At 71.6% G+C, this 12,659-nt stretch carries 9 protein-coding genes; 2 read left to right on the forward strand and 7 right to left on the reverse strand.

Features of this window, described 5'->3' with window-relative positions; all coding sequences use genetic code 11:
- Positions 1 to 7: 7 nt before the first annotated feature.
- Complete coding sequence (locus ACOACQ_RS00915; RefSeq protein WP_420287422.1) at positions 8 to 706, forward strand: class I SAM-dependent methyltransferase; 699 nt, start codon at positions 8 to 10, stop codon at positions 704 to 706.
- An 18-nt stretch (positions 707 to 724) separates the two neighbouring features.
- Complete coding sequence (locus tag ACOACQ_RS00920; protein ID WP_420287423.1) at positions 725 to 1,765, forward strand: hypothetical protein; 1,041 nt, start codon at positions 725 to 727, stop codon at positions 1,763 to 1,765.
- Here ACOACQ_RS00920 and ACOACQ_RS00925 read toward each other — a convergent pair.
- The 7 genes from ACOACQ_RS00925 to ACOACQ_RS00955 form a co-directional block, all read right to left on the reverse strand.
- Positions 1,759 to 2,730 carry a DUF3068 domain-containing protein gene (locus tag ACOACQ_RS00925; RefSeq protein ID WP_420287424.1) on the reverse strand — a complete coding sequence of 324 codons (972 nt, stop codon included), beginning with the start codon at positions 2,728 to 2,730 and terminating at the stop codon, positions 1,759 to 1,761. The two genes, ACOACQ_RS00920 and ACOACQ_RS00925, sit on opposite strands and share 7 nt — an antisense overlap.
- A 12-nt stretch (positions 2,731 to 2,742) precedes the next feature.
- Positions 2,743 to 3,969 carry a glycosyltransferase family 4 protein gene (locus ACOACQ_RS00930; RefSeq protein ID WP_420287425.1) on the reverse strand — a complete coding sequence of 409 codons (1,227 nt, stop codon included), beginning with the start codon at positions 3,967 to 3,969 and terminating at the stop codon, positions 2,743 to 2,745.
- Positions 3,966 to 4,775 (reverse strand): glycosyltransferase, encoded by an 810-nt coding sequence (locus ACOACQ_RS00935; protein ID WP_420287426.1) that lies wholly within the window; start codon positions 4,773 to 4,775, stop codon positions 3,966 to 3,968. Before ACOACQ_RS00935 ends, ACOACQ_RS00930 begins: the two co-directional genes overlap by 4 nt.
- 96 nt (positions 4,776 to 4,871) lie before the next feature.
- On the reverse strand, positions 4,872 to 5,003 hold the full coding sequence (locus ACOACQ_RS00940; protein WP_272902622.1) for a hypothetical protein: 132 nt from the start codon (positions 5,001 to 5,003) through the stop codon (positions 4,872 to 4,874).
- 51 nt (positions 5,004 to 5,054) lie between these two features.
- Complete coding sequence (locus ACOACQ_RS00945; RefSeq protein ID WP_420287427.1) at positions 5,055 to 6,743, reverse strand: hypothetical protein; 1,689 nt, start codon at positions 6,741 to 6,743, stop codon at positions 5,055 to 5,057.
- Positions 6,744 to 6,750: 7 nt separating this feature from the next.
- Positions 6,751 to 8,529 carry a hypothetical protein gene (locus tag ACOACQ_RS00950; protein WP_378599837.1) on the reverse strand — a complete coding sequence of 593 codons (1,779 nt, stop codon included), beginning with the start codon at positions 8,527 to 8,529 and terminating at the stop codon, positions 6,751 to 6,753.
- Positions 8,526 to 12,584 carry an alpha-(1->3)-arabinofuranosyltransferase domain-containing protein gene (locus ACOACQ_RS00955; protein WP_378599840.1) on the reverse strand — a complete coding sequence of 1,353 codons (4,059 nt, stop codon included), beginning with the start codon at positions 12,582 to 12,584 and terminating at the stop codon, positions 8,526 to 8,528. Before ACOACQ_RS00955 ends, ACOACQ_RS00950 begins: the two co-directional genes overlap by 4 nt.
- Between the last annotated feature and the right edge of the window lie 75 nt (positions 12,585 to 12,659).

Genomic DNA, 12,659 nt, shown 5'->3' on the forward strand with positions numbered 1-12,659 from the left:
TCGGCGCGTGGATGCCGAGGAGATCGCCAAGTCGGCCGCGCTCGAGAGACGGCACTGGTGGTACGCCGCGCGCCGGGCCCTGGTCCGTCGTACCGTCAAGGACTGGCCGGCCGGTCGCGCCGTCGACGTCGGGTGCGGCATGGGCGGCAACACGGTCGTGCTCCGTGAGCTCGGCTGGAAGGCCATCGGTGTCGAGTACACCGAGACCGGCGCGGAGATCGCGGCGTCCCGCGGGATCCCTGTCGTGCGGGGCGATGGCCGGCGCCTGCCGATCGCTGACGAGTCGGTCGACCTGGTCATGTCGACCGACGCATGGGAGCACATCGACGACGACGTCGCAGTCGCCGACGAGACCCGACGCGTCCTGCGTCCCGGTGGTCGAGCGCTGATCGCCGTCCCTGCCGGGATGGCGTTGTGGAGCGGCCACGACGTGGCGCTCGGACACGTCCGCCGCTACGAGCGCGACGAGCTCGCTGAGCGCGTCATCGGTGCCGGACTGGTGATCGAGGACCTGCGCTCGTGGAACGTGTTGCTCCGGCCCGTCGTGAAGGCCCGCCGCCGCAGTCGCCAGGAGTCCGAGAGCGAGATGGAGGCGGTGCACCCGGTGCTCAATGCCGGCCTCCGCGCCGCCGTCGGCCTCGAACGGGTGCTGCCGGTGCGCCGCCTGCCAGGTGTGAGCCTCGTGGTCGTCGCGCGCAAGCCATGACCCGCCCGTGACCCGCCCATGACGCAACCGTGGGTCGCCGACCCCCGAATCGCCTGGCGGATCCTGCTGACCGCCGACCTCCCCGACCCGGCGGACCCGGTGGTCGTCGAGACCCGGCTGGCTGCCCTCGCGTCCGACCAGCAATGGCCGGCGCTCCCCCCGCCCCTGGTCGACGACTCACTCCAGCGGGTGCAGGCAGCCGTGCTGGCGCCCCACGCCGCCCCGTTGGTGGTCGGCCTCTCAGGCCGGCACCTGGTGCTGTCGGCCCACCACAGCGCGGTCGACGGGCTCAGCCTGTTGGCGGTGCTCGCCCGCCTCGGCTTCGCACCCGTCACCTCGAACGCCCGCGGCGTCGGAGACCGTACGACGACCGGAAGCGTCGCGCGCACCATCGGCCGCCGTCTCGGCGAGGTGGCCTTCCAGCCGCCGGCCGAAGTCACTCCCCCGTCCGCGCCGGTGCCGCAACCGGGCGACGTACTCGTGGAACGCACCGTCCCCGGCAGTCACCGCACGGCCGCGATCGTGGCCGCGGCGACCCGGGCGATCGTGGAGCACCAGGCAGCACGGGGAACCACGGCCCGTCACGTCGCGGTGGCCGTGGGCGCCGTACGCGCCCAGTCCGGCGACGGAGCGATCCGGGACAACAGCGTCCTGCTGCGCCTGCGGGACGTCGAACGCCTCGACGCCGCCGGGATCGCCCGCGCCCTCGCGGAGGCTCCGGTGCAGACCCCGCCGGTGGCCGGCGAGCCGCGTCCGTGGACGCCCCTGTCCGTCCGCGCCACCACGACCGGACTGCGCGTCCTGGCATCGAGGCTGGGGTCCACGCTGCTCGTGTCCCACCTCGGCGAGGTGACCGCGCCGCACGTGGATCGGCTGAGCTTCCACCCGGTGACGGGCGGCGGCAGCGGCCTCTCCCTGGGCGCCGTCGGCTTCCGCGGCGAGACCGTGCTGACCCTGCGGGCCCGAGCCGCGTCATGGAAGGACGATGGCCTCGAGCAATTGCTCGAGGCCATCATCTCCCTCCTCAGAGAGGAGTCAGGTGCGTCGGACGGTCAGTGACCGGCTCCGACGAGCGGCTTGTCGTTGGCGTCCGTGTGGAGCGGACGGTGCGACTTGCGCGAGATGAACAGTCCGACGGCGATGAACGCAGCGCCGAGCAGCAGGAGCAGCAGCGGGAACGTCAGGCGCATCCCGCCGAGCAGGGTCGCGTTCGACTTGGTGTCCTTGACCGACTTCGTGACCTGGGCGTCGGTGTACTGAACGGTGGCGGTGAACGCCGGAACGCTGACCCCGTCGTAGCGCAGCTCCTGGATCCGCTCCTCGACCCGGTCGACGGGCGAACCGGTCTGGGGCTCGATGTAGAAGGTACGGGTCATGCCGTACCACATCTCCGCGTCGACGGACGGCTCGGTCGCCCCGAACACCTTGCCCGGGACCTCGCGGGTCTCGACGACCTGCGGCTCGATGTGCTGGACGAACTTGTAGACGTTGAGGCCCTGGATGGTCTCCTCGCCCTCGAACGTGGCCTTGGGCGCCTTGTTGACCGTGCCGTCCCAGACGTCGTAGTCACGCTTCTCGGTGGCGAACGGGAACTTGAAGACCTGGCCCTTGCGGGTCACGTCGACGCGCTCGTCCTCGGCAACCTCTTCCCACGAACCGCAGGCGTCGCAGGTGACGGCAGCGCCGCTGACGGCGTCGAACGGTGCCCGCTCCCGCGTCTGCTGGAACACGGTGCCGTCGGCCCGGGTGACCGTCGTGGAGCTGACCCACGTCGCGACGTCGTCGGGCTGCTTGGCCCCGCTGTCGGCGATGGTGAAGGCGGAGATGTCCAGGTCCCAGGTCTCGGTCTTGAGCACATTGGGGTCCGAGTTGAAGATCTGGGCGCCGGACGACTCGAGCTCGGTGACACCGTCGTAGTTGGCGGGCACGGTGGCCAGGGTCGGGTATGCGTAGAAGCGCACCAGGATCGCCGCAACGATCATGAACACCCCGACCCCAACGGATACGGACGCAAACTTGCGCATGGCATGGACCTCTCAGACGGCCACGCGAGAATCGCGTGGGTTGTGACAGTCGGGCAGCGCAGGAGCACGCCCGATGAGCATTTCGGTGGTCAGGTCGCGCGCGTTGCTGCGCATCTGCGACCAGTCGAACTTGTGGGCCCACTTGAGGCAGGCCTCGGCGCGGAGCACCCGCGTCGTGGGGTCGGCGGCCTCCACCAGGGCGGTGGAGAGGGCGTCGGCGAGGTGATCGGTGACCACCTCGGGGTCGGTGGCGTCGGGGACGAGCCAGCCGCTCTTGCCGTTGCGGATCGAGTCGCGCAGGCCCGGCACGTCGCGGGCGACGGTCGGAACGCCTGACGCAGCAGCGTCGATGACGGCCTGGCCCCAGCCTTCGGCATCGGAACCACAGACGTGCACGGCGGCGCGACCCAGCAGGTCGTCCTTCTCCTCGGTGGAGACGTAGCCGTGGAAGACGACCTTGTCGGCGAGGCCCAGCGCGGCGGCGTGGGCGACGAGGCGCTCGCTCTCCGGGCCGTGGCCGATCACGTCGACGAGCAGGTTGCGGTCGGCGAACTCGGGACGGGCGCGCACCGCGGCGACGGCGTCGAGCACCAGGTCGACCCGCTTGTGCGCGACCAGGCGGCCGAGCACCACGATCCGGTCAGCGTCCTTGTCCACGGCGTCCGCGGCGTCGTACGACGACAGGTCGGCGCCGTTCTCGAGGATCCGGATGTCGCCGGTCCAGCCGAGCTGTTCGCGCATCTCGGTCGCCGTCGACTGCGAGACCGCGGCGGTCAGCTGCCGACGGTAGACGCGCCGCATGGCGACGCGCTCCATCCAGCGACCGAAGGCGGCGACCGGAGCCGGGAAGTGCACGGCGAACTGGGCCTGGTGCACGTGGTGCACGATGAGGAAGGCAGGCGTGCCGCGGCGCAGCACCAGCGGGGAGTACGACGGCAGGCCGCACGCGGGGTCGATGACCGCGTCGATGCCACTGCGGTGGCGCAACAGCCACAGCAGCGCGAACAGGTTGAAGCCGATCCGGCTGCCGCCACGGTGGATCTCGATGCCCTCGCGCGACTCGCGGGCTGACTGGCCCGCGTCACGGCCGGTGACGAAACGCACCTGGGCGCCACCCTCGCGCAGGGTACGGGCGTACTGCCAGGCGTAGATCTCGGCTCCGCCGGACTGTGAGTGGTCGAGGTCGCGCCAGTTGACGACCACGACCCGCTTGCCCCGGAGGGCGGACGCCGTGGTCATCGGGCGCTCCATGCCCCGGCCGACAGGGCAGCAGAAGCCGGGAGCGGCATGGGGGACCGCACTCCGACGACCGCCACCCTGCCGGGTACCGGACGCACGAGCTCGCGGTTGCGCCAGGCGATCCGCGCGAGCTCGGCGAAAGCCGCGGCGCCGTGGCGCGCGGGAACGAAGGTGGATCCGGGCACGTCGACCCAGGTCACCGGCATCTCCTCGATGTGCGCGCCGGCAGCACGCAGCAGGACGAGGAGCTCCACGTCGAAGGAGAAGCCCGGGGTCTTCAGGTTGCCGACGACCCCACGGACCACGTCACCGCGGAAGAACTTGAAGCCGCACTGGGTGTCGACGATCCCCGGGGTCAGTCGACCCGCGAGACGACGGTAGGCGGCAGCACCGGTCGAACGGGTCCGGCAGTGCCGGGCCTCGGTGTCGCTCTCGGCCAGGCCACGCGAACCGATGACGACGTCGGCACCCTGGAGCACCCGGCGCCAGGCGTCCTCGATCGCGTCGAGGCCGGTCGCGCCGTCGGCGTCCATGAAGCAGACCAGGTCGGCGTCCGTCGCGAGCAGCCCGGCACGGACGGCTGCGCCCTTGCCGCGGCGATCGCAACGCACCACACGCACCGGCAGCGCAGCGGAGTCGGCCTCGCGGGCGACCTCCGCCGTGCGGTCGGAGCTCGCGTTGTCGACGACGAGGACCTCGACGCGACCGAGCACTCCGCGATGCGCGCCGACGTGGCGACGCAACTCGCGCAGGGTGCGCGGCAAGCGGCGTTCCTCGTTGTACGCCGGAATGACGATCTGCAGCATCTGACCCTCCCAAGCCGTCTGCTCATACGTCCCCTTCCCAGAGAACGTGTGAAATGAGCTGCGCCACCCCCTGAGGGGCAGGGCGCAGCCGACGACCTACTGGTCCGAGTAGCTGTAGAGCTTCTCGTTGCTGACAGGCTTGTGCTCACCCTGGGCGGCGTTGACGCCACCGACGAGGACGACGGTCGAAGCCAGTGCTCCGACGACAGTTGCGATAATCGTGTTCATGCGCAGGCCCCCTCCCAAAGGCCAGCACAGAGCACCCACTCCCCATGACGATCATGATGTGTGATGCCCGTTACTCCCTCCACGAAGTATCACGGCCGCCCCAACGAAAAGCAAAAGAAACGCCAACAAGTGACCGATCGTCACGAGGATCTCCCGCTGCCTAGTCATTTCGGGCCATGCGGAACGGGACTCCACGGCTACCTGTCCCTGGTCTGACACGTCGATCAGTTCCAGGCCCGAGGCGTCGTACACGGTCCTTCCGGCGGGTGGGACGACTTCGACCATCCCCTTCTCGACCAGGACCCAGCGCACTCCGAGGTCCCTCAGCGCGGCGGCCGGATCGTCCTGCGCCAGGGCATCGTCGACCGCACGGACGCGCGGATCCTCGGCCGGCACCTCGCGACCCTCGAGCCGCACGGTGTCGTCGACCAGGACCTGCCCCGGCAGGATCCGCGGGGCCGGGTCGAGCACGGCGCGACGGTGGTTCCAGTCGAACCCGCGGTAGGAACCGGCCCACGGCAGCACCACGGTGGCCTCGTCGGAGTCGATCAACGCCGCCACCTCCGTCCACGCCTCGGGGTACGACGACCGTTCCAGCTCCCCCGCGGCGCCCCACGCCAGGCTCGGCAGCAACAGCAGCGGCGCCACCACGAGCAGGGCGACCGCGCTCCACAGCGCCTGTGTACCGGGCCTGATCCGCGTGCGGAGGGCCGTGACGGCGTACGCCACGCCCACCGCGAGAACCAGGCCGAACGGCGCGAGGTAGCGGTGGGAGTCGCGCAGCAGGGCGAGCCCCGGGAGCCGCGCCCCGAGAGACTCCATGACGTCGGCACCCACCGATGTCACCGGGGCCAGGGTGACGGCGAGGGACACGGCGCCAATCAGCGCCCAGCGCGAGCGGTCGGTGCCCGTCCGCCACAGTCCGGCGAGGGCCGCCACCGAGAGCAGGCAGGCGAGCAGCACCAGCAGCGCGCTGGTCCGCTCGCCCGGCAGGATCGAGGTCTTCCAGATGCCACCGAGCGAGAACACGCTCGCCACGACACCGGCGCCCGACTCGGCGCGCGCCGCGAAGGCGGCGAAGACGCCGTCGGTGGTCACGCGCGCGGACTCGGCGGTCAGCGCCGGAACCGCCCACGTCAGGTTGGCCACCATAGCGATGCCGACCGGGCGCCACCATCCGCGCCAGTTGCGATCGAGCCCCAGCGCGAGCAGCACCCCTGCGGCCATCGCGCCGCTGGAGGGACTGCAGATCGCCGACAGGACGAGCGCCACGGCGGCGGGTGCCCAGTCCCCCGGCTCCCCACGGCGCAGGCGCACCGCGGCGAGCGCGACCCACGGCAGCAGGAAGTACCCGAGCAGGATCGCCCACTGGCCGATCAGCAGGCGTTCGTAGACCCACGGGTTCCAGCAGAACAACATGATCGCGGCCGCTCGGGCGAACCACGCCTGCTCCCCCACCAACCGCGCGACACCGAGGCCACCAGCGAGGAATCCCCCCACCAGCAAGGCCTTCTGCACGAAGTCGCCCGGCACGACCTGCGTGACCAGCGAGACCAGGGCGTCCATCGGCACCGCCCGCGGCAGGGCTCCGTCCATGCCGAGCCAGGCCGCCTTCCAGGGCTGCTGCGGCACGAACACCATGTCCCCGACGAGCCAGAAGCCGCGACCTGCCAGCAGCGGGCCGAGCACCAGGAGCGTGACGGCGAGGACGCAGGCGAGGTCGCGGCGGCGCTCGGTCATCGGCCGGTCATCGCTTCGCCACCGCGACGGGCAGCCCGACGTCGACGCCGGTCACGCACACGGTCGCACGCCCGTCGTTGCTGAGGTCGACCTCGCTGACCAGACCCGGGAGGTCCGGCAGGACCAGCCACACCTCGTTCGGCCCGCGGCGCGCGAGGAACGACTCCTGCCAGTCCCCCGCCGCGACCCGGACCGTCGACTCGTTCGCCGAGTAGTACGAGAGGCGGACCGCCAGCCGTCCCTCGACGGGCAGCTGGAACGGCACGGCAACCGTGTCGCCACCGACCTCGTAGCCACAGTCGCGGGCGGGGCCGGGCCGTGCCGACACCACCCCGTCGAAGACGAGCGGCTTCAGGTGGCCGTCCTCGTCGACGACCCGCATCCGCGGCGTCGGCTCGTCGAAGGCCGGGTTCTCGGGCAACGGTCCGAAGATGTGGGAGTAGCGCGAGTCGTCGCCGACCAGCGGCAGGACCAGCTCGGCCGGCGCCAGCTCGTCGAAGATCACCTGGGTGGGGTCCATCGCGAGATCGGCGCGAAGGTTGGCCACGAACTCACGGTCGGCCTTGTTCTGGAAGTGCGGCACCTGCAGCGCCGTACCGAAGCAGCAGGCGACGCCGTACCCGCCCACCAGGGCACCGACGGCCATCGCGCGCGCCCGTGGCCGGGCGAACAGGTCCAGGCCCAGCCAGTCCGGGCCGCCGCGCAGCGCGAGGGCCGTGCAGAGGACCGCCGCGTGCAGGATGTCGGAGGAGTAGCGGGGATCGAGGCCGATGACCGGGCCGAAGGCCGCACGGCCGGACAGCAGCAACGCCGTGTCGGCGACGAGGTAGCCGACGAGCACGGCGATCGCCCAGCGGCGAGCCGGGCCACCGCGCCACAGCAATGCCGCCACGACCAGCGCGACCAGCGTGAGGCTCACGACCACGACCCACGTGTCGGGTCGTACGGCGCCGCCCTCGATCCGCCCCGCCCACGGTCCGCCGGTCAGTCCGACCGCCGCGTTCTGGCCCAGGAATGACCACGAGACACCGAGCAGCTGCGACGGGGTGCCGCCACCGCCCTCGACCGAGGTCAGCTGGCTGTGCACGACCAGGAAGGCGATGCCGACGACCGCCACACCGACCCACAGCCACAGGAACTGGCGCAGGGCCGCGACCACGCGGCGCCATCCCCGGGCCTCGTCGGCGAGAGCGACCGCGACACCGAGGAGGAGCGGCGGGATCAGCACCGCCCGCTCGTGCCAGAGCAGCCCGACCAGGGTGATCACGACGATCCCGGCGAGGTGCGGCAACGCGCGCCCACCCTGCTTCCACCGGATCAGCAACCACACGGCGACGAGCGAGCACAGGACGTGCGGCCACAGGAACATCGACGCGCTCCACCACAGCGTCGAGACCAGCGTCAACGGCGCCCACGCGAACATGGCGAGCAGCACCACCCGCGACCAGCGTCCGGGCAGCAACCGGCTGAGGATCAGCCACATGACGACGACAGCGGTGATGTTGACGACCAGGATCCCGATCGCCAGCACCGGCCAGTCGTACGGCGTCCCGTGGGCCACCAGCCACAACGTCAGCTGCTGCAGCGGGTTGACGTGACCGGCGAAGTCCCGGAAGAGGTACTCCCAGGTCAGGTCGGACTCGGCGGCGCGCCCCGTCATGTAGAAGTCGTCCTGGTTGAAGTACGACCCGGACAGCAGGATGGCGCGCACCACGAGGGTCACGGCGATGACCCCGAGCGCGGCCAGGCCCTGGCCGCCGCGCCACGCAGCCCAGCGACCGGTCATGGGGTCACCGCCCTGCGTCGTCCCTCGGCCGGTCGGTGCACGGGCGTGCCGAGCACGACGCCGGCCAGGACGCCCACGGCCAGCGCTGCGCAGATGTCGGCCGTGCCGGCAACGAAGCCACCGCCGTTCAGTGCGTCGAGTGCACCCGACGCCAGGAGCAGCGCCGCTGCACCGACGACCGCCGACAGCATTCGTCGGCGCGGCAGGAGGCTGCCTGCGACGAGGCCGAGCGCGGCGAACGGCCCGAGGAACAGCAGCGTCACGACCAGCGCCCCGACCACCCAGGTGCGACCCGGCTGGCCGGTGACCGGCCAGGGGCGCGGTTCGTCCACGACGGCCCGGCCACGGCGACCGGACAGCAGCAGGAGCAGGCTGGCGAACCCGGCGAGCAGCACCAGTCCGCTCACGGCGAGGCCGACCGGCAGCACGACGTCGTACGTCCGCTCGGGGGTGTACCGCAGCTGCACGGAGGTCTCCTCCCCGGCAGGCAGCACCCAGCCCTGTTGCCAGCCGTCGACCCGCACCGCCGTCAGCGCCTTCCCGTCGACCTCTGCGCGCCAGCCCGGATTGAAGTTCTCCGGGAGGTGGAGCAGCGAGGCGGGGCCGCCGGCAACGGACAGGGTGCGTCGACTGCTCCCCCACTGCTCGATGCGCACCGTGCGGGCGCTGACCGACCCACCATCGGCCTGCGTCGGCACCACCGCGAGGTCCAGCAGCTCGAACTCCGCGTTGGGCGTCGCCACCACGTGGTGGTCACCGCCGTTCAGCGCCAGCGCAGGGGAATCGCCGCCCACGTCGTCGACGTCGCAGGCCTCGAAGGAGAGCGGGCTGCCGTTGACGACGTCCGCCATCGTGCCGGTCACCCTCGTGGGAATGGCCCGTCCGTCGATGCGCAGCGGCGGACCGAAGCCACACACCGCTCCGGTCGGTGTCTCTGCGAAGAAGGGCCGGGTGACGTCGGCTCCACTCAGCTCGATCTCGGGTACGACGACGTGCGCGGCACCGGGGGCCTTCTCGAAACGCACGCGCAGGGTGCGGGTCCGCACCGGTTCGATCGCGACGGCCACGTCGTTGGTCAGCGGCACCCGTTGCTCGCCGTCCCCGACGCCGACGACCGCGGCCACCGGAGCCTCGTTGGCACCACCCGAACGCACCGTGAGTGCCGTGATCGTGCGGGGTTCGGGCCACTCGAACACGAGCGTCGGATAGAGGTCGGTGTTGTCGGACACCCAGGCCGTGGTGGGTTGCCCGTCGTAGGCGAAGCGCCCCGCAACCTTGGGGTCCTGGCCGTAGGAGGACGTTGCGGTGACCGACAACTGCCGCTCGATCGGGTCCAGCAGGCGAGCGGCCTCCGGCGTACCGCGGGCCACGACGTGACCGGACAACCGCACCTGCTGGTCGCCGTCGGTGGCGAAGGTCCGGTCGAGCCCACCCTGCTCCTCGGCCGTGCGCACCCGCGCCACCTCGCAGTCCGGCGCGGCGAGGGCGATGTTGCAGGCGCGCCGACCCGGCGTCACCGAGAACTGCACCGGCGCACCGCGCGGCACGACGCCCGGCAGCACCGCCGTACGACGGGGCACGAGACCGCTGACGGAGACCTCGCGCAGTCCGACACGTGCCGAGCGCGCATCGGTCGCCGCTTCGACGACCCGGATCTCGAGGCCGTCGACCGTGCTGCCGTCGAGCTCGACGACGACGGGGGCACCGCTCGGCGAGACCTTCGCACGCACGCGCTGGTCGCCGGCCACGACCTCGATGGTGCGGATCGGGACGACCTGGGGGTCGTCGGCGACGGGCGTCACGGTGACCTCGCGGATCGCTCGCTCACCGTCGAACCGCAGCCGGAGCCACTGCTCGTCGGCCGCCCCGACGATCGAGCTGACCCACTGGGTGTCGAGGTTGCCGTCGATGGCGGCGTACGGCGCGGACTGGAGGGTCACCGGGCCGTAGTTGTCGGCGTAGCCCTGCGCTGTCGAGGCGGTGACCGAGGTGAGGCCGTGGTACTTCGCCACCACCTGGTCGCGTCCGGGGCCGGCCGGGAAGTCGTGGGTCGCGCGGTCCAGGCGCCACGGTTCGTCCTGTGTCATCAGGGCCGAGATGCCCTCGTCGTTGTTCCCGAACGCGCGCTCGCGGCGCTGGTTGCTGTCGGTGACCACGTCGGCGAGGGCCTTCCACCCGGGTTCGCCCTCGAGCACCGTCGGGCGCTGCGCGTCGACGAGACCTGCTGACTGCAGCCCCAGCACGCTCTCGGGTGCTCCCCGGACCGTCGCGACATCGTCCAGCGCAGCCACCCGCACCGCCGAGAGGCGTCGCGGTACCTCGAAGATCTCGACGGCCGACTCACCGCTGTCGGCAGTGCCGAACCCGGCCACCCGCTCGAGGCCGGCCCGCGCGAGCGAGACCGCGGTACCGCCGGGGTGCGGCGAACGGGTGTTGTTCCGCAGCAGATCGCGGCGCAGTACGACGTACCGGATGTCGACGCGCGCGAGCTGGTCGACCAGGGCCTCGGTCGCCCGGCCGGTGGCGATCATCTGGTCGAGCGCAGAGAGATAGCGGATCGACTCCCCGGGGATGAGCGGGATCTGGCTCCGGGTCACGGTGCTGGTCCCGCCCAGGATCACCAGGGGCTCGTCGATCGTCCATCCCCAGTCCTGCAGGGCGAAACTCGATCCGGGGACGACGAGTGCGCGACTCCCGGGGCCGGGTCCGTCCGCGGCATCCGCCGCCTCGAGGTAGTCCCGCGCCTCCTGCCACGGCGCCGCGATGGTGTCCCAGCCGGGCGTGCGGGCGTCGTTGGCGAGGTACGGCTGGCCGAGCACCAGCACGAGCAGCAACGGGGAAAGGAACAGCAGGTCGCGACCTGGTGCCACGCGGGGACGCCAGGCCACGAGGCGCTCGACGGCCCACACCACCGCGCACCCGAAGCCCAGCGCGAGCGGGAGGCGGACGAGCGGATCGATCTTGTGGACGTTGCGGAAGATCTGCAGGGCGCCGTCCAGCAGGTTCCGCACGACGTCCGCCGAAGGTGCGCCCGCGACACCTCCGTGGGCGACCGTGATGCAGGCGAGCCCGAGGACGGCGGCGAACATCAACGGACGCTTGATGTCGCCCGGCACCTGGGTGAGGCCCGCGAGCCCGATGCCGGCCACGACCGCCGCCACGACGATCAGCACCGGCTCGTTGGTCAACTGGTACATCGCCGGCCACCACGGCTGGTCGCCGGACAGCAGGTATCCGAGCCACGACGAATCGCCGCGCGCGGCCTCCGACCATCCGATGAGCGACGTCGTGTCGCCAGCGCTCTCGACGTACTCGTAGAACGGCGGGGTGTAGCGGGCCAGCACCAGCAACGGCAGCGCCCACCAGAGGCACGCGGCGCCGACCGACGCGAACCACCCCACGACGAAGCGCCGGTCGGTCAGGCCATGGCGCGCGCCCCACAGGACCAGGATCACGGCGAGCGGGAGGCAGGCGGCGGTCTCGACCGCGTTCACGCCGCCCATGCAGACGATCGCGGCGCCGCTGAGCAACGCCGTGGGCCAGGGCCCGAGTCGACCGCGCAGGTGCAGGACGACCGGGAGCACGAGCCACGGCATCACCGCACCGGGGAGCGACTCGGCGGTCTGGACGGAGACGGTGCCGAGCAGGCGTGGGGAGAAGGCGAACACGGCGCCGGCGAGCAGTGCCGGAAGGTCCCCCATCCCGATCGCGCGGGCGACCCGGCGAGCGCCCTCGCAGGCAATGATCAGGATCAGCGCAGACCACAGGCGCTGGCTGATCCAGTCCGGCATGCCGAGCACGTCGGTGAGCACGAACCACGTGCCCTGCGGGAAGAGGTAGCCGTAGGCCTGGTTCTGGAACTCACCGAAGTTCGATTCGGGGTGCCACAACGTGAAGGCACCGGACAGGAAGTCGCCCGGGCGCTGGGTCAGCTCGGCGCGGGTGTCGTAGGTCGTCGACCCGGGCTGCTGCAGCAGCATGAAGATGGTGATGACGGCGTAGAGCACGCTCACCACCGCGGCTCCCCTGACCGACTGCTCCGGCCTCTCCCTCATCCCACCTCCTCCGTGGCGGAAGTCACTGTATGCGGGGAGGGGGTCCGGTTCCGCGGCAAGGGCAGGCCACGCCCT

The sequence above is a fragment of the Nocardioides sp. CPCC 206347 genome, from assembly GCF_048654605.1.
In the GTDB taxonomy this organism is placed as follows: domain Bacteria; phylum Actinomycetota; class Actinomycetes; order Propionibacteriales; family Nocardioidaceae; genus Nocardioides.

What these genes read in the sequence shown, in the direction of transcription:
- ACOACQ_RS00925 (WP_420287424.1), bottom strand. Translation starts at nt 2,730, where the DNA reads ATGCGCAAGTTTGCGTCCGTATCCGTTGGGGTCGGGGTGTTCATGATC.
- ACOACQ_RS00930 (WP_420287425.1), bottom strand. Translation starts at nt 3,969, where the DNA reads ATGACCACGGCGTCCGCCCTCCGGGGCAAGCGGGTCGTGGTCGTCAAC.
- ACOACQ_RS00940 (WP_272902622.1), bottom strand. Translation starts at nt 5,003, where the DNA reads ATGAACACGATTATCGCAACTGTCGTCGGAGCACTGGCTTCGACCGTC.
- ACOACQ_RS00950 (WP_378599837.1), bottom strand. Translation starts at nt 8,529, where the DNA reads ATGACCGGTCGCTGGGCTGCGTGGCGCGGCGGCCAGGGCCTGGCCGCG.
- ACOACQ_RS00945 (WP_420287427.1), bottom strand. Translation starts at nt 6,743, where the DNA reads ATGACCGAGCGCCGCCGCGACCTCGCCTGCGTCCTCGCCGTCACGCTC.
- ACOACQ_RS00935 (WP_420287426.1), bottom strand. Translation starts at nt 4,775, where the DNA reads ATGCTGCAGATCGTCATTCCGGCGTACAACGAGGAACGCCGCTTGCCG.
- ACOACQ_RS00920 (WP_420287423.1), top strand. Translation starts at nt 725, where the DNA reads ATGACGCAACCGTGGGTCGCCGACCCCCGAATCGCCTGGCGGATCCTG.
- ACOACQ_RS00955 (WP_378599840.1), bottom strand. Translation starts at nt 12,584, where the DNA reads ATGAGGGAGAGGCCGGAGCAGTCGGTCAGGGGAGCCGCGGTGGTGAGC.